This window comes from Streptomyces hawaiiensis (genome assembly GCF_004803895.1).
GTDB classification, from domain to species: Bacteria; Actinomycetota; Actinomycetes; order Streptomycetales; family Streptomycetaceae; genus Streptomyces; species Streptomyces hawaiiensis.
Genome location: NZ_CP021978.1, coordinates 376,605 through 392,389, shown reverse-complemented (window position 1 = coordinate 392,389; position 15,785 = coordinate 376,605). Strand labels below are relative to the sequence as shown.

The 15,785-nt window shown below is 68.9% G+C and carries 17 protein-coding genes; 9 read left to right on the top strand and 8 right to left on the bottom strand.

Annotation, left to right across the window (positions count from 1 at the left end; genetic code table 11):
• Window positions 1-317: 317 nt before the first annotated feature.
• Window positions 318-2,240 carry a protein-arginine deiminase domain-containing protein gene (locus CEB94_RS01855; protein ID WP_175430473.1) on the bottom strand — a complete coding sequence of 641 codons (1,923 nt, stop codon included), beginning with the start codon at window positions 2,238-2,240 and terminating at the stop codon, window positions 318-320.
• Between the two features lie 218 nt (window positions 2,241-2,458).
• Window positions 2,459-2,881, bottom strand: a complete 423-nt coding sequence (locus CEB94_RS01850; RefSeq protein WP_175430472.1) for a DUF350 domain-containing protein — start codon at window positions 2,879-2,881, stop codon at window positions 2,459-2,461.
• 210 nt (window positions 2,882-3,091) lie between these two features.
• Between CEB94_RS01850 and CEB94_RS01845 the strand changes: the two genes are divergently transcribed.
• Window positions 3,092-3,784, top strand: coding sequence for a 2-phosphosulfolactate phosphatase (locus CEB94_RS01845; RefSeq protein WP_175430471.1), 693 nt, complete (start codon window positions 3,092-3,094; stop codon window positions 3,782-3,784).
• A gap of 151 nt (window positions 3,785-3,935) precedes the next feature.
• Window positions 3,936-5,018 (top strand): enoyl-CoA hydratase/isomerase family protein, encoded by a 1,083-nt coding sequence (locus CEB94_RS01840; protein ID WP_175430470.1) that lies wholly within the window; start codon window positions 3,936-3,938, stop codon window positions 5,016-5,018.
• 29 nt (window positions 5,019-5,047) lie between these two features.
• Here the strand turns inward: CEB94_RS01840 and CEB94_RS01835 are convergent, their stop codons facing one another.
• Window positions 5,048-6,088: a vWA domain-containing protein gene (locus tag CEB94_RS01835; protein ID WP_175430469.1), complete on the bottom strand. Its 1,041-nt coding sequence runs from the start codon at window positions 6,086-6,088 to the stop codon at window positions 5,048-5,050.
• A 387-nt stretch (window positions 6,089-6,475) separates the two neighbouring features.
• Window positions 6,476-6,847 carry a hypothetical protein gene (locus tag CEB94_RS01830; RefSeq protein ID WP_175430468.1) on the bottom strand — a complete coding sequence of 124 codons (372 nt, stop codon included), beginning with the start codon at window positions 6,845-6,847 and terminating at the stop codon, window positions 6,476-6,478.
• 227 nt (window positions 6,848-7,074) lie between these two features.
• Between CEB94_RS01830 and CEB94_RS01825 the strand changes: the two genes are divergently transcribed.
• On the top strand, window positions 7,075-7,707 hold the full coding sequence (locus CEB94_RS01825) for an aminoglycoside phosphotransferase family protein (protein ID WP_246111678.1): 633 nt from the start codon (window positions 7,075-7,077) through the stop codon (window positions 7,705-7,707).
• A gap of 1,011 nt (window positions 7,708-8,718) precedes the next feature.
• On the opposite strand, the gene CEB94_RS01820 is transcribed toward CEB94_RS01825, so the two are convergent.
• Window positions 8,719-9,324: a hypothetical protein gene (locus tag CEB94_RS01820; protein WP_175430466.1), complete on the bottom strand. Its 606-nt coding sequence runs from the start codon at window positions 9,322-9,324 to the stop codon at window positions 8,719-8,721.
• A gap of 59 nt (window positions 9,325-9,383) precedes the next feature.
• Between CEB94_RS01820 and CEB94_RS01815 the strand changes: the two genes are divergently transcribed.
• Window positions 9,384-9,884, top strand: coding sequence for a VOC family protein (locus CEB94_RS01815; RefSeq protein WP_175430465.1), 501 nt, complete (start codon window positions 9,384-9,386; stop codon window positions 9,882-9,884).
• 48 nt (window positions 9,885-9,932) lie between these two features.
• On the opposite strand, the gene CEB94_RS01810 is transcribed toward CEB94_RS01815, so the two are convergent.
• Both CEB94_RS01810 and CEB94_RS01805 read right to left on the bottom strand, forming a co-directional pair.
• The gene (locus CEB94_RS01810; protein ID WP_175430464.1) at window positions 9,933-10,454 is read right to left on the bottom strand and encodes a GtrA family protein; all 522 of its coding nucleotides are present in this window, start codon (window positions 10,452-10,454) and stop codon (window positions 9,933-9,935) included.
• A 449-nt stretch (window positions 10,455-10,903) separates the two neighbouring features.
• Window positions 10,904-11,269: an STAS domain-containing protein gene (locus CEB94_RS01805; RefSeq protein ID WP_175430463.1), complete on the bottom strand. Its 366-nt coding sequence runs from the start codon at window positions 11,267-11,269 to the stop codon at window positions 10,904-10,906.
• Between the two features lie 171 nt (window positions 11,270-11,440).
• On the opposite strand from CEB94_RS01805, the gene CEB94_RS01800 reads away from it, so the two are divergent.
• From CEB94_RS01800 to CEB94_RS01780, 5 genes are all read left to right on the top strand, one after another.
• Window positions 11,441-11,905 carry an ATP-binding protein gene (locus CEB94_RS01800; RefSeq protein ID WP_175430462.1) on the top strand — a complete coding sequence of 155 codons (465 nt, stop codon included), beginning with the start codon at window positions 11,441-11,443 and terminating at the stop codon, window positions 11,903-11,905.
• 127 nt (window positions 11,906-12,032) lie between these two features.
• Window positions 12,033-13,091, top strand: a complete 1,059-nt coding sequence (locus tag CEB94_RS01795; protein ID WP_246111676.1) for a TerC family protein — start codon at window positions 12,033-12,035, stop codon at window positions 13,089-13,091.
• An 82-nt stretch (window positions 13,092-13,173) separates the two neighbouring features.
• The gene (locus CEB94_RS01790; RefSeq protein ID WP_175430461.1) at window positions 13,174-13,455 is read left to right on the top strand and encodes a hypothetical protein; all 282 of its coding nucleotides are present in this window, start codon (window positions 13,174-13,176) and stop codon (window positions 13,453-13,455) included.
• A 25-nt stretch (window positions 13,456-13,480) separates the two neighbouring features.
• Complete coding sequence (locus tag CEB94_RS01785; RefSeq protein WP_175430460.1) at window positions 13,481-14,611, top strand: amidinotransferase; 1,131 nt, start codon at window positions 13,481-13,483, stop codon at window positions 14,609-14,611.
• A 186-nt stretch (window positions 14,612-14,797) separates the two neighbouring features.
• Window positions 14,798-15,001: a cold-shock protein gene (locus CEB94_RS01780; RefSeq protein WP_031139796.1), complete on the top strand. Its 204-nt coding sequence runs from the start codon at window positions 14,798-14,800 to the stop codon at window positions 14,999-15,001.
• Window positions 15,002-15,075: 74 nt separating this feature from the next.
• Here the strand turns inward: CEB94_RS01780 and CEB94_RS01775 are convergent, their stop codons facing one another.
• Window positions 15,076-15,660 carry a TerD family protein gene (locus CEB94_RS01775; protein WP_175430459.1) on the bottom strand — a complete coding sequence of 195 codons (585 nt, stop codon included), beginning with the start codon at window positions 15,658-15,660 and terminating at the stop codon, window positions 15,076-15,078.
• Between the last annotated feature and the right edge of the window lie 125 nt (window positions 15,661-15,785).

The window sequence follows — 15,785 nt, the reverse complement described above, 5'->3', positions numbered from 1 at the left end:
GGGCAGCGGGCCCCATCACCGCGACCCACACACTCCAAGACCGCACGCCCGTCCCCCATGCGTTCGACCGTGCGCCGAACGCCCCGTTCCTGGGGAGGGTGCTGTCGGGGGCGCACAGGCGCTCAATCCCGAACATCGCCCCACCGGTCGTCAGGGGCCCCACCAGCTGTCCGCCGGGGGGGGGGGACTCCTGGCAGAACCACTCGACGACCCGGTGCCGTGGTGGCGGACGTTGTGGGTGCCCCAGCGGGGGAGGAACTCTCACCGGCGAAGCGAGTACGAGCCTGCCCATATGGCTTGCCGCCAACTCCCGCCGTCTACGCCCCGTTGCGGTTCGCGACCGGGCCCTGCCACCACGCGGCGGTCGCGTCGCGCAGGGTGTTGGTGCCGCAGTGCACTTCACCCATCCCGAGGTGGTACGTGTACCAGTCGTCGATGTACGACACCTTCAGGCCGACCCGCTCGTAGGCGGCGGTGACGGCTTGCGTGAAGATGTCCTTGCCGCCGACGACGGGCCCCCACTGGCGGGGAGCGAGGTAGCGATCGCGCCCCAGGAGCACGCCGTTGACCGCACCGGGGACGTACGCGCTGGTCGTCACCGCCGCCGGAGCGGCCGCACGCGGAGCGGGATTCTCGGCTAGCCACTTCTGCTGGCCGTGCTCCCCGAGACTGTCCACCAGGTCGGAGCCGGCGCCCATGCGGGTCAGACGCGGCACGGGGATTTCCTGGCCTTCGGCGGTGAAAGCCTCCGAGTCGCGGGTGTACAGCGCGGGCACCCGCACGATCTCCTCGTCGGTGACTCCCGTCTCGCGCTTCAGGATCTCCAGGTTGGCCGCGATGCGCCGCGCCGCCATCTCGTTGTCGGCCACCAGATGGCGGGAGGCGAGCGCCTGGTCGATGGTCTCCTGGGGAGCCGGAGTGTCACTGCGGCCCGGGACGGAGAACATCTTCGTCTTGCCATGGCCGTCGCGCTTGGCGTCACGCAGCAACTGCAGGCCCCCCTGCGGGTCGGCGACGCCGATGCGCCAGCCGCGCGGGGTGTCGGCGGGCAGGAACTGCACGAACTCGTCGACGTGCCCCACGCTCAGCCAGGAGGTGTCCAGCAGCAGCGGGTCCTGCAACCCTTGGGACTCGAGCAAGGTCCGCATCACCTTCGACGGACGCGCCCCGCTGTCCTTGAACTCGCCCATGATGATCCGCCCGGCAGGGAAGGAGCGCCCGCCGTGCGCGTAGGGCGGGATGGTCTCCAGGTTCCCCATCGAGTTGAGCGACCAGTCGTCGGGCTCCGCCCCGTCGGTCACCTGCACGACCCCGATGTCCCGGCCGCGCACCCTCTCGAACAGCTCCCGGCCCGCATCCCGGTCCGGCTGGGCGGAACGCAGCATCACACGCATCACCTGCCGCTGACCGCCCGGCCCGGTCATGCTGACATAGGCCGGTTCGACGAAGTCCTGGGCCCAGCGGTCGGCGTACATCTCGAAGGTGATCAGCGGCGTGGTGACCCCGGCCTTCTTGACCTCCTTCTCGAGGGCGGTGACGAACTCCCGCTGCAGGCGGCTGTCCGGGCCATCGCCCTGGACCTTGGACACCATCACCTGCTGGGTGTTCTGCAGGTGATGCTGAGTCAGCAACGGAGCGACACGCAGGGTCACGGCGTCGGAGGTGACCTTCTGCCCGGACGTCACCGTCAGGCGGACCACCGCACGGCCGTCCCACTTCGCGGTGTCCCGGACCACGTCGGTGGCCTCGACACCGAACTCCACACCCGCGCGCAACTCAGCCGCCGTCAGCCGGGTTTCGGGCGTCACCAGGATCCACTTCCCGGCACGCTTGAGGAAGAGGTGTGCGTGCATGCCGCCCGTGGCGATCTTCAGACTGCCCGTGGCGTCCGCGGGGAGACCCGGCTGGGGCACGGAACGGACCCGTGCGAGGTCGGCGGCGTCCTCGGTGCCATTGACCTTCGTGTCGGAACCGTCGTTGCACGCGGCCAGCTTGGCATCGGACAGCGGCTCGCCACCCGGTCCGGTCACCGGGCACCGCTTGGCGTCGTCATCGATGTTGGGCAGATACACAGCCCCACGCTCGACGGACCAGCCGTCCTCACCCTTGTTGTCGCTCCCACCGGTGACATCGACCTGCCCGTCGCGGTTCACATCCGCCCGCAGATCGGCGCGCCCGCCCGACTCGGCGGCGACAGCGGAACCGACCGGCCCCACCAGCACGGATCCCGCGGCAGCCATGGCCAGGACCACCGACCCGGCCGGGTACAGGCGCGAACGTATACGTCTGTGTGAACGCACAGCACGTTCCTCTCAGTTGTGGGGCTCCGCCCTACAAGAGGAGGAACAGTGGCTGTGCGTTCACTGTGCGTCGAGAGTTACGTCGCAGGAAGCAGTCGAACTGCTCGTTCCCTGCCCAGTGGTTCCAGAATAGGTGGCGGGAGAGACAGCGCGGCGGTTCAGGCGATGGACGCCGAGATGATGGCAGACACCGCGAGGTTGCAGGAGGCCGTCACCCAGACCGCTGGATGGGGTTCCTCCTCGACCAGCGTCGCACCCAGGCGCCCCGGTGTGACCAGGTCAACCACCAGGAACGCCACCGCCATCATCACCAGTCCCAGCAGCCCGAACGCCGCGGTCGAGACCAGCCCCTTGCCGAAGTCCTCGTACGTCGTCCATATGGACGTGAACACGATGCCACCGATACCGAGCAGTGCGGAGCTGAGGACCGTGGCGGCGTTGCGATTACGCTCCTCCCAGATCTGTCGGCCGAGCTTTCCGGGCGTCAGCACGTCGACCAGGACGATGCCGAGGACCAACAGAACGAGTCCCAGGCCGCCGTACGCAGTGGCCCTCCCGAGTCCGTTGACGATGTCGCTCATGGGGGTGCCAACTCCGAAGCGTAGAGATCATGAGTGATCGCGGTCAAAGAGAGGCAAAATGTAGCGCACACGCGCCGCCCGCTGAACGGCGCCCGGCCCTCCACGCCCCGAGCGTCGCCAGGCATCCCGAGGTGGTGCATGCCGGGACCGGTGATGTGAGGCGGGGCACTCTCGGGGTGCTTCAGGTCGGGCATGCGCGATCATGGCCGGATGGACGCTCGTTTCCTCGGCATCGCTGAGCTGGCCGAAGCCCCGTCCGTGGCGGTCGTGGTCGACGTCATGCGTGCTTTCACGGTGGCTGCCTGGGCCTTTGCCCAGGGGGCGGACAAGATCGTTCTTGCCGAGTCACCGGACGAAGCTCTGGCGCTCAAGGCTCGCCACCCGGATTGGGTGGCGCTCAAGGACGGGCCGCCCGCGCCCGGGTTCGACACCGTCAACTCCCCGGGCCTGCTGCGGTCCATCGACCTCGGCGGACGGACCGTGGTGCAGAAGACCACGGCAGGGACGGTCGGCGCCCTCGCGGTGAAGGAGGCTTCGCTGGTGCTGTGCGCCGGCTTCGTGGTGGCGGAGGCAACGGCCCGGCTCCTGCGGACACGCGCGTGCGACAGTGTCACCTTCGTCGTCACCGGCGAGGACGGGCAGGCCGACGAGGATCTGGCATGCGCCCAGTACATCGCCCGGAGGGCCAGCGAGGCTCGGACGGATGCCGCTGAGTTCCTCCTCCGCGCCGGCGAGTCTCGTGCCGCCGCCGAGTTGGCGAAGGGCGTGCGCCAAGGAGTCCATCCCGACGACGTCGCACTCTGCCTTGAGCTCGACCGGTTCCCCTTCGCCATGGCGGCGGCCTTGGAAGACTCGCTCATGGTCCTCCGCCCGTGTGCCGTGCCTTCCCTGACGGACAAATAGAGTCCCGGCAGGTGGCTGAGCGAGTCGTGCCGACTGCGAGATCCCGAAGAGCGTCCCCCCGACCGCCCCGCGAGGCCGCCCCCACCCGAATGCGAAGGAGTCGAAGAGACATGAGTGTCAGCGTGGCCCACTGCCTGGGGGAGGCGTTCCGATGAGCGGAGCCGAGGAATCCGAACCCGTCCTCTTCCACATCAGCGGGCGTGCCGCCCGCATCACGCTCAACCGGCCTCGGGCCCTCAACGCGCTCACACACACCATGGTCCGCCGCATCGACGAGGCGCTCAAGGCGTGGGAGCGGGACCCCGCCGTGGAGACCGTCGTCATCACCGGTGCGGGCGAGCGAGGCCTGTGCGCCGGCGGTGACATCCGTGCCATCCACGACGACGCCCGCGACGGTGACGGCACGGCTTCCGCCGAGTTCTGGCGCGACGAGTACCGCCTCAACGCCCGCATCGCCCGCTACCCCAAGCCGTGCGTCGCCGTGATGCACGGCATCGTGATGGGCGGCGGTGTCGGTGTCTCGGCGCACGGCAGCGTCCGTGTCGTCACCGAGCGGTCCCGGGTCGCCATGCCGGAGACCGGCATCGGCTTCGTACCGGACGTGGGCGGCACCTACCTGCTCGCCCTGGCCCCCGGGGAGTTGGGCACCCACCTGGCCCTCACAGGCGCTCAGATCGGCGCCGCCGACGCGCTGCTGTGCGGGCTCGCCGACCACTACGTGCCGGCGGACTCGCTACGGGATCTCCTCGACGCCCTGGCAGAACTGCCCGTAGGGGAGGCCCTGGCCGGCCTTGTGCGGACGCCCCCGCAGGGTGTCCTGGCTGCCCAGCGTGACTGGGTCGATGCCTGCTACGCCGCCGACACCGTCGAGGAGATCGTGTGGCGGCTGCTCGCCCACGGCGACCCCGCCGCCAAGGAGGCCGCGGAGACCCTGCTCGCCAAGTCGCCGACCGCCCTCAAGGTCACCCTCGCCTCGTTGCGCCGCGCCCGGGAGCTCGGCCCGCTGGAGCTGGTTCTGAACCAGGAGTACCGCGTCTCCTACGCCGCCCTGGACACACCCGACCTGGTAGAGGGAATCCGCGCCCAGGTCGTCGACAAGGACCGCCGGCCGCGCTGGTCGCCGAAGACCCTGGCCGAGGTCACCGACGCCGATGTCGAGCGCTTCTTCACCCCGCTCGGCGAGCGCGAACTCGGTCTGTCGCCAGCCGGCGGGATGGGGCGCCGGGGACGGTAAAGCCCCGACGCTCCATCGCTCGATGAATGTCAGAGCATGAGCAGCAGCCGCGTGTGGGGTACGAGTTTCCGGTTGACACTGGTGCTCTGCACGAAAATGGTGAAGTGGTCGTTGTGGTCCGGCTTGACACGGGCTTCGGTGTCAGGCAGGCCGAGCAGGGCTCGGGCTTCGGGTCCCGTGTACACACGGTCCGTCTTCTTTTCCAGCACCGCTATCTGCTTTTGTGCCTGGATTTTCTCCGACTTGCTCAGCTGGTAGAACGCCGCACCGGTCCGATAGGTGTGGCCGCATTCGATGACCCACTCCTTGATTGCCGCGTCGCGAGCCACCGGAATCAGCTGGTACGTCGTCGGATCGACCGGGCTGAGACCGGCTGCCTTGATGGTGTCTTCATTGACCGCTTCCGCGCCGGTGGAGAACACCGCGCGCGATCCCCGGATGCCCTGGGCACGGCCCATCATGAAATTTTCGGTGGCCTGCTGGATGACCTGCCCGGCCTCTTCCAGGCCCTGTGTGCTGGTGGCGTCCCAGATGGCGATGTTGTCCTTGGGGAAACCGCACTGCATGGCCTCGCGCTTGCCCATCTGGTCCGGGACCAGCACGGCCAGCGTCCAGTTGTCCTGCTGCGTCTCGATCATCTGGGCGACGGCCTGGACCAGTTGACGTGGATCCTTGGCGGGGGCGTCCTGGCAGCGGTGGCTCGCGTTCTCCTGTCCGTCGGTCAGCACGAACGTCAAGAAACTGTGGTCGCCGTACAGTTGGGCTGTCTGAGCCAGCTCGCGCTGTGACTTCAGTGCGGCTGCCAGAAGGGCCGTCATTCCACCGGTGCGGTACAGCTGCTTCAGGGACGGCATGCGCAGCACGTCCTTGTCGTAGATGACGCACTCCACCTTGTCGGCGAAGACGTACACCGTGACGCGGGTTTCCTGGTCCAGTTCCCTCGAACGGCGGGCGAGATACGCGATCTGCTGGTCGGCGACTTCGACGACTTTGCGGCTCAGGTGCGACATGGACGAGCTGGCATCCAGCACTAGAGCAACGTGATTGATGTAATTCTGGGTTCCGGTCATCACAGCTCCCCCTCGTTCCGGCTTGATGTTCCTACCTTCTCACCCACCACTGACAATCGATCTTGGCTCCGGCACCGACGAGCCCGGTACGCACTGGCCGGTCGGTCGGTGCGGTCGGACCAGCCCGGCGGGAGGTCGCCCGGGGCCGTGGAGATGACGGTGTCGTCGTCGTCCGAGGAGGCGCTGCCGGCGCTCACCGAGTTGATCGGAGTCCTTAAGGACCAGCACCACTGACCCTCCAGCCCGGAGAGTGAGGCGTGTAATCCCTAGGTCGGGGTAATCGCTTGCTGCTGGACGGGAAGGGCTGCGACACCTGGGGAGGTCGAAGCGGCCCTTCCCCATGCCTTCTCCTGCTCCGGCACGCGCCTGCCCCTGGAGCGACCGGCGTCACGACAGCAGCATGCGCGTCCATGCGACGGCCAGGAACGCGCAGACGACTGTGAACAGGCTCTGCACCACGGCGGTGACGGGCATCCGCAGGCGGGCGTGCACGAAGGCGCCGGTCGCTGCCACGGCCGGGATGCCCCAGATGACGAGCCACACCAGGATGGGGGTGTCGCGGGACTGCGCGGGTCGCGAGGAGTGTGGCGAATGCATGCTTCCCATGCCGACCGCGACGAGCATCAGCCCGCCGGCGACGATGATGACCGCGTCCGCGACCAGGAGCAGCAGGGCAACGGCGATGTCGATCAGCCGGGAGGGGCGTTCGCGTCGGGGAGTGTCCTGGGAGTCCTGGGCATCCGTGGGCGGTGAGGCCATGACCTGACTGCACCACGGAATGGCGTGCTCGGCACCGTCCGGGAGAGTGAAGCAGCCAGACTGTGACCATCGGTTACTCCGACCGACCGGGATCGCGCTCTGGTTTGTAGGCTTCGCGCAGCGTCGAGTGTTGGGGGTTGTGTGAGTGAGCCGGCCTTCGTGCCACAGGCGGCCCGGGATCGTTCGTCGTACGGTTCGGGCCCGAGGTGATCGCCTGGTGCGACGCCTTGCCCGCTCTCGTCGGTGAGCTCGCTGCGCGCTGGGATCTGCGCGCGGTGGAGTCCCTGGGCGGAGGCACCTCGCGAGTCTTCCGTTGCCTTCGGCGTGGTGTCGGCCAGACGGTGTGGTTGAAGGTCACGCCCGAGGCGGCGATCGCTGAGGAGGAGGCGGAAGCACTGTCCCTCTGGACCGGAACATCCGCGGTGGTCAATTTGCCGGCCCGGGATCTCACCGTCGGAGCCCTGCTCCTGGAGGACGTTGAACCAGGTCAGCCGGTGAAGCGGCTCGGCTGGCGGTTGCCCGAGGTGGCGGTCCTGCTCCGCGACCTGCGGGTGAACGCCCCGAACCCCGTGGGATGTTCGGTACTGCGGCCCCTGGCGGACCGGATCGATTTCCTCTCCGGCTTGGCCGAGCGCAGGCTCGCGGCCGCAGAGGGAAGTGAGCGGTTCGACCCGGAACTGCTCGATCGTGCCCGGACGGAGTCCCTGGAGCTCTGCAAGAGCGGCCCCGTGGGGCTCGTGCACGGCGATCTTCACTCGGCCAATGTGCTGATGGGCCCGGGCGGCCGCATGGTGGCCATCGATCCGAGGCCCGCGTGGGGTGACCCGGACTTCGACGCAGTGGACTGGGTGCTCGGCTGAGGATGCCGGTCCGGGGTGGCGTCCAGCGCTGTCCGCAGCAGGCCGGCCGCCTCGTCGAGGGCCTGCGCCCGCCCCGTCCTCTCGTACCACGCCCAGAGCACGGCGGCGAGGTCGGAGAGCATGGTCGCGCGCAGGGGGTTGCCGGGCAGTACGGCGTCGGCGGCCGCCCGGTGGGCTTCGATTCGCGTCCGTCAGGTCGGCGAGTGCTCCGCGCTGCTCGTATCGGGTGGGCAAGGCGACGGCGAGCAGGGAGAGGGCCATCGGCCGTTTCGGGTGCCCTTCCGGGAGGGCGCTGCGGGCCTTGGTGAGGAGATGGACGGCCTCTTCCAGATCCGCTGCGGAGCCGGTCAGTTCGTACCGGTGGTGGGAGGGCCCTGCCCAGGTGCGAGAGCCGCTCCGCGTGGTCCGGTTCACCCTCGGTTACGTGGGCCGCGGCGGTGCGTCCGTGGGTGACCGCGCCTTCCACATCCTCCCGGTCACCGGAGAGTTCATAACGGGACAGGAGCGCGGCGGAGAGATTCCCGACCGCTCCGGAGGCCGCCCGGCCCCGTCCGGGGTGAGAGACGACGGCGACTTCGAGGTGCTCGATGGCCTTCCGTAGATCCCCGGGATCCCCCGTCAACTGGTGCCGGGTGAACAGCACGGCGCCCAGGTTGACCCGTGGGGTGACGGGCACGGGCCTGCCCGCCGACGGGGCGGCGACCACTTCGCCGAGAAGTCGCGCGGCTTCGTCCAGGTCGGCGGGGTCGCCCTGCCGTTGGTGCCTGCCGAGCAGCGCGCCGCCCAGGTCCGTGAGGGCCGGGGTCCGTGTGTCATCGGCGTCCGGCAGACAGGACAGGGCCGACAGGGCATCGCGGAGCAAGCCGATGGCCTCTCGCAGATCGGCTTCCTTCCCCTCCAGCTCGTAACGGGTCCACAGCAACGCGCCCAGCCGGGCGGCGCTTTGGGGCCACGCGGCGTCGTCCGCCGACGTGAGGTCGAGAACGGTGTGCTGCGCGCGGACGGCGGTGCTCAGGTCCTCCCGCCCCCCGGTCCGCCCGTACGCGACCAGCGACAGCGCGCACAGGTTGACGGCCCGGTCCCGCAGGTGGGGATCTCCAGCGGGGGTCGTCTCGTCGGCGCGTCGGGCGGCGTCGAGGCGGCGCGGAGGCGGTCGTCAGTGGGATCGGTCTCGTGCTGCCGGGTGAGGGTGGCGGTGAGGTTGTGGTAGTGGTCGGCCAGGTCGGCGCGGTGCTCCGGATCGTCGGGGGTCGCCGTGACGGCAGCCCGGCCGGCCCGGGCGGCGGCTTCCAGATCGTCCGCGTTTCCCGTCATGCGGTACCGCTCACGCAGGGCGAGCCCGTGGTTGGACAGGCGGCCGGCTCGTTCAGGGTGCTCATCGGGGAACGCGGCCAACAGGGTTTCCAGCACGGTGACCGTGGCGTCCAGGGCCCGCGTCTCGTCGCTCCGCAGTGCTGCCCGCCAGGAGTCGCCGGCCAGGCGCGTGAGGTGGGCCGTGCTCGCCGGAGCCGAGGCGGCGCACTCGCCTGCCCTGCGGGCGAGCGGTGCCCGGGCGGGGTGCGTCGTGGGCAGGCCGCGCAGGATGCGGACCGCCAGTTCCACCGTGGCGTAGGTCAAAAGCTGGCCTATAGGGCCCGTAGCGTCGGAAGGAGCAGCAGGAACCGAGGAGGCAGCGGATGACCGTAAAACCGATCCCGGACGGCTACCACACCGTCACGCCGTGGATCATCTCGCGCGACACGGCCCGGCTCATCGACTACCTGAAGGAGGCGTTCGACGCCGAGGAGATCGCCCGGGTCGTCGGGGAGGACGGCCGGATCGGGCACGCGGAGGTACGGATCGGCGACTCCGTCGTCATGCCGTTCGACGCACCGTCGGACTGGCCGCTGACCCCCGCCTTTCTGCGCCTCTACGTCGAGGACGCCGACGCCGCGCACCGCAGGGCCGTCGCGGCCGGCGGCACGTCCGTGACCGAGGTGACGCACCTCTTCTTCGGCGACCGGATCGGGCGGGTACGCGACCCATTGGGCAACCTGTGGTGGCTTCAGACGCGGGTGGAGGACGTCAGCCCGGAGGAGATGGAACGCCGCCTCGGCGACCCGTACTGGGTCAAGGCGATGGCGTACGTCCAGGGCGCCGACTTCTTCCCGGGGGCCGCCTCTGATCCAGGTCAATGACTGACCGCGTGCGGCCCGCCCTCGGATGGCGGGTCGCTGTGGCGACGTTCAGGCCGTGCGGCACAGCATCACCACTGAGTCGGCTGCTTTCGAGGCACGGCCCATGGACGAGCACGGGATGACGGCGCGGGCAGTGGGAGCGGTCTGCGCGAGGTGCCGCGCGAAGACGACAAGGCGCAGGACCGCGAACCGTGCGATACCGGCGAGTGCGGAGGCGGACAGGTAGACGACCTGCTCGACCATCGCGCCGGGTGCCTCAACCAGCTGATGCAGCACGCACATTGCCACGCAGGTCACTGCATACGCGGCCGCCGCGGACCCGGCCGACTGCGCATGCTGACGCCAGGTCGCGTGCCGGCCTGCGCCGAAGGTGAATCTGGCGTGCAGCTCGGTGGCGAGGAGCGTGGACACCGCGGTGATCAGGGCGTTGGCCAGAACCCAGGGCATCCATGAGGCGAGAGCCACCACGGCGAAGCTGGAGGCGAGTCCCACGCCGCCGCCGCAGAGCACGAAGCGGGCGAAGGCGGTAAGGGCACCGGGTGCCGCTTGCTGTCTCTGCGCTGTCTCCATGATGTCCCCCCGCCCGCTCCGCGACGCGTGCGTCCTTCGACCTGCACGGACCCGCGAATGTTTCTGTTGACGGAAACGCTACGTTGCATTCGCGTGTGGGGCAACGGAGTTATTGTGCGTAAACCTCGTGTGTGCAGGTGGGGATAGTGGATTCATTGCAATGAACCTGGGGTAATGCAACGGGTGTGATTGCTCATCGTTGCAATGGATGGCGGTGAAGGCTAAGCGCCCGGCCTCAGCCGGCGGGGCGGGTCGGCAGGCCTCCCGCAGCACCGTGAATCAGTCGCGCGGGCCCATCTGGAGCCGAGGTCGCTGCCGCTGCCCCACCGACCGGGCACGGCCAGGATGCCGTCGGCCTGATCGGCCACGGCATGGGAGGCGTGATCGCCTGCTGCGTCTGTCTGTTCTGCGTCTGCGTCCGCTGATTCCGGGGGCGGCCCGGGCGGCGGTCAGGTGGTCAAGGCCTGCTCGGTTGTGGGGTGGCAGGGGATGAGGGTGTCGACGCCGACCAACTGCAGGACGCGCAGGACGGACTCCTGGGCCCCGGCGATGCGCACCCAACCGTCTGCGTCGCTCACCTGCTGGTAGGCGGCGACGAAGACGTTGATGCCGCTGGAATCCATGAAGGTGACACCGCTGAGATCGGCGACTATCCGTGGCGGCGCGGCCAGATCTTCCACCAGCAGGGCTCGGCCGAGCACGTCCTGGACGTCGTGGTCGATCTCGCCCCGCAGGGTCACGACACGGATGCCCTCGATCACGCGGTGTTCGACGGAGAGCCGCTCTGGCCGGTCCGCTGGTTCGATGTGGGCCACGGTCTCCTCGACTGCGATTCAGGCTGTCCCCGGTTCAGGACGCGCGCGGATGATTCTGCCCCACCGTTCCGGTCGGATGCATCCACGTAACTGTTTCGAACATCACCCATGCGGCATGCATGGTGAAAGACGGGGTAGTGGCGCGCGAAACGGGGGAGTGAGGGCGAGCCAGTGAAATCTGATGCCGATGGTGACGTGTGTACAGCGCCGGAAGAGTATCTGGTGCGTGTGGGCTTTGCCCTGGGCGGCGATGACGGTTGCATCGCAGACGCCCGCCAGCACGCCGCCGCCTTCCTCGACCAGGCCGGCGACGAGTACGGCCTGCTGGTGCCGGCGCGCGTGAAGGACCTCACCCAGCTCGTGGTCAGTGAGCTGGTCACCAACGCCTGCAAGTACGCGCCGGGTCCCGTTCTGGTGGAGCTGGGGCTCAGTGCCGGAGCCGTGGATGTGGTGGTCTGGGACAGCGACACCACGGTCCCCGCGGCCCGGGCCGCGGATCCCGGCAGGATCGGTCAGCATGGCCTGGAGATCGTCAAGGCGGTGACGGAGGGCTTCTCCGTCGATCGGGAGGCGGTCGGCAAGCGCATCACGGCCCGCCTCGCCCTGCCCGGCGCACCCGGCGACACCCCGCCCTGACCTGACGGTCGCGCGTCGACCTCACCGACTCCGTCATGGGCGCTGCGGGGTCGGGGAGACACACCCCTTCGCATGCCCCAGACTCGAAGAAGGAGGGCGCCGGTCGATCGTGTAGGGGGTCGGACCTGTGCATGACGTGCCGCTGTGGCTGTGGTTGGTGTTCGCCGTCACCGTGCTGGTGTCGCTGGCGGTGGATCTGCTCGCGCACCGGCAGGCGCACGTGATCGGCTTTCGCGAGGCCGCCGCCTGGAGCGGAGTCTGGGTGGGCCTGGCCGTCACCTTCGGTGTCGTCGTCTACCTGGTGGTCGGTACGACCGCCGGCGTGGAGTACACCACGGCCTGGCTGCTGGAGAAGAGTCTGTCGGTCGACAACCTCTTCGTCTTCGCGCTGATCTTCGGCTACTTCCGGGTGCCCCGCGCCTACCAGCACCGGGTGCTGTTTCTCGGAGTCCTGGGCGCCCTGGTCTTCCGTGGCGTCTTCCTCGCCGCCGGCGTCGCGGTGGTCAGCCGCTTCACCGCCGTCCTGTTCGTCTTCGCCGCCATCCTCTTCTACAGCACCTACAAGATCCTCAAAGAGGAGGACGACAGCTTCGACCCCGGCAAGAGCTTCGCCGTCAGGCTGCTCCGTAAGATCATCCCCGTTCGGGACGACTACGCGGGCACGCACTTCTTCGTCAAGGAAGCCGGAAAACGCGTCGCCACCCCGCTGCTCGCCGTCGTCGCCGCCATCGAGGCAGCCGACCTCGTATTCGCCGTCGACAGCGTGCCCGCCGTCCTGGCCGTCAGCAGCGACGCCTTCATCGTCTACACCAGCAACGCCTTCGCCATCCTGGGCCTGCGTGCCCTGTACTTCATGCTCGCCGGCCTGCTCGACCGCTTCCACCACCTCAGCAAGGGCCTGGCACTCATCCTCTCCTTCATCGCCGTCAAGCTGATCCTCCAGGCCTCCCACAAAACGATCAGCACTGCCGTACCGGAGATCCCCTCATCCCTCAGTCTCGCCGTCATCGCTGCGGTGCTGGCCGTCTCCATCGGGCTCAGCATGCTGCGTCCCGCACCCGGCCCCGGCGGTGGCCCGACCGCCGAAGCCGACCGGCCCACCGAGAAACCGCCGGCAGGGCCGGGCGCGGTCGGCCCGGGGCCGTCCGGCCCGCAGGGCAGTGGCGAACCGCCGGAGGCCAGGTGACGGACGTCCTGAGCCGCCACCTCCGCCCTAATTCCTTTCAAGGGGCTCCCAAAAGGAAGCAAAGCAGTCGTAAAATGGCGGTATGGACAGGGAACGGAAACCTGGGGAGGCAACGTCCTCCGGCCACGTCTGTCGCTCGTGCAAGCAGCCGGTCGACACCGTCGTGAAGCGGCACAAGAACATGGGTGTCTATGTTCCGATCTGGATCGCGGGCCCTTGCCACAACCCCGAATGCCGGCAGTACGAGCCCGAGCAGGAACGGATCCACGCGGTGAGGGACGCCACCCGGCGAAACCCGGCCGGCTGGGAACGGGAGGAGTCGCCGCCGTCCGGGACGGAAAGAAAGACGGAAAGACAGATCTGACCCGTGCCCGCGACGGCGACTGATCATGGCGCCTGAACGGCGTACGGCGACGGGCGATGACGACGGTGCGGAGCGGCTGGTGTCGCCGGTCTGCTCGCACACGGAGTGGGATCCGCTGGAGGAGATCATCGTCGGCCGTCTGGAGGGCGCGACGATCCCCTCCGATCACGCGGTGGTGACCTGTAACGTGCCGACGTGGGCCGGGCGGTTGCAGGGGCTCGCGGCCGGCTTGCGCTATCCGCGTCTGCTCGTGGAGAAGGCGCAGCAGGAGATCGAGGGCTTCGTCGCCCTGCTCGAATCCCTGGGCGTCACGGTCCGGCGCCCCGAGGCGGTCGATCACCGGCGCCGCTTCGGCACACCCGACTGGACCTCGCGCGGTTTTTGCAACACCTGCCCGCGCGACAGCATGCTCGTGATCGGCGACGAGATCATCGAAACACCCATGGCGTGGCCCTGCCGGTACTTCGAGACGCACTCCTACCGCCCGCTCCTGAAGGACTACTTCCGGCGCGGCGCGCGCTGGACGGCGGCTCCCAAGCCGCAGCTCACGGAGGAGCTGTTCGATCCGGATTTCCGCGTCCCCGGGCCGGACGAGCCGATGCGGTACATCCTCACCGAGTTCGAGCCCGTCTTCGACGCGGCCGATTTCGTCCGGGCGGGACGGGACCTGTTCGTCACTCGCAGCAACGTCACCAACCGGATGGGCGTCGACTGGCTGCGCCGCCATCTCGGCCCGGGCTACCGCATCCACGAGATCGCCAGCCGCTGCCGCACGCCCATGCACATCGACACCACGTTCGTCCTGCTCGCGCCCGGGAAAGTGCTGATCAACCCCGAGTACATCGACCCCGGCCGGCTGCCGGACGTCCTGGACTCCTGGGACGTCCTGGCCGCTCCCGAACCCGACCCGATCGGCGAGCGGCTGCTCAAGGTCACGTCGATGTGCGGCAAGTGGCTCAGCATGAACGTGCTCATGGTCGACGAGAAGCGGGTGATCGCCGAGCGGCACCACACCGGCATGCTGCGCGCCCTGGAGAAGTGGGGCTTCGAGCCGATCCCGTGCGACCTGCTGCACTACGCGCCCTTCGGCGGCTCGTTCCACTGCGCGACCCTCGACGTCCGGCGCCGCGGCTCGCTCCAGTCCTACGTCGACTGACGTTCTGTCCGGACTCGTCGGAAGCGGCCGTGTGGCCACTCCGGCCGCAGAAGCAGAACGGCTGTGTCATCAGTCGGGGTGAGCGCCGTGTTCTGGGGTAGAACGGGTGTTGGCTCGTGCGACTGCGGGAGCCGGAGCATGCCCGCATGAAGGGCTGTTCCAGGGCATGAACGAAGGATCGACAGTATGGCCAGCGGCACCGTGAAGTGGTTCAACGCCGAAAAGGGCTTCGGCTTCATCGAGCAGGACGGCGGAGGCCCGGACGTCTTCGCGCACTACTCCGAGATCCAGGGCAGCGGATACCGCGAGCTGACCGAGGGCGAGCACGTCACCTTTGACATCGGCCAGGGCCAGAAGGGCCCGCAGGCCCAGAACATCGTCCGGGGCTGACCGGGCGTAGAAGTACACAGTGAGGCGGCTGCCCGATCCGGCAGCCGCCTCTCTCATGGGCGCGGCGGTGGTGCCTACAGGTGGGGCGTGAGCGCCGGAAGCAGGTCCTGGAACGTGCGGCCGGTGGCGGGTGCGCCGATGGCCTTCATCTGCCAGCCGCCGCCGGAGCGGTGGACTTTCGCCATGATCTGGGCGGTGTGGCTGCCGCCGCCGGTGAGCGTGTAGCGGGCCAGTTCGGCGCCGGTCGTCTCGTCGACGAGACGGCAGAAGGCGTTCTGCACCTCGGCGAAGGTCTGGCCGGTGAAGGAGTTGACGGTGAAGACGATCTGGTCGATGTGGCCGGGTACGCGGGCCAGGTCGACCAGGATGGCCTCGTCGTCGCCTCCCGTGCCCGCACCGCCGGTGAGGTTGTCGCCGGTGTGCCGGATCGAGCCGTCGTCACTGACCAGGTGGCGGAAGAAAACGACGTCGGCCATCTGTCCGGCGGCGAAGAGCACGGCGGAGGCGTCCAAGTCGATCTCGCGCGTCCCGGTGAGCTTGGCGAGGAAGCCCTTGCGGGGTGCGGCCTGCCAGCCCAGGCCCATGCGGACGGACGTCAGGGCGGTGCCGTCGGACTTACTGAGGCTGATCTGCTGGCCCTTGCTCAGGTTGACCGACATGACTGGCGTGCTCCTAGGGGTTCGTGGTGGTGCGGGGGTCGTGGGAGGCGGTGGTGCGGACGCCCCCGGGGGCGGGGCGCGGCGGAGGGGCGGATCCGCACGGAGGTGCCGGGCAGGCGGGGCAG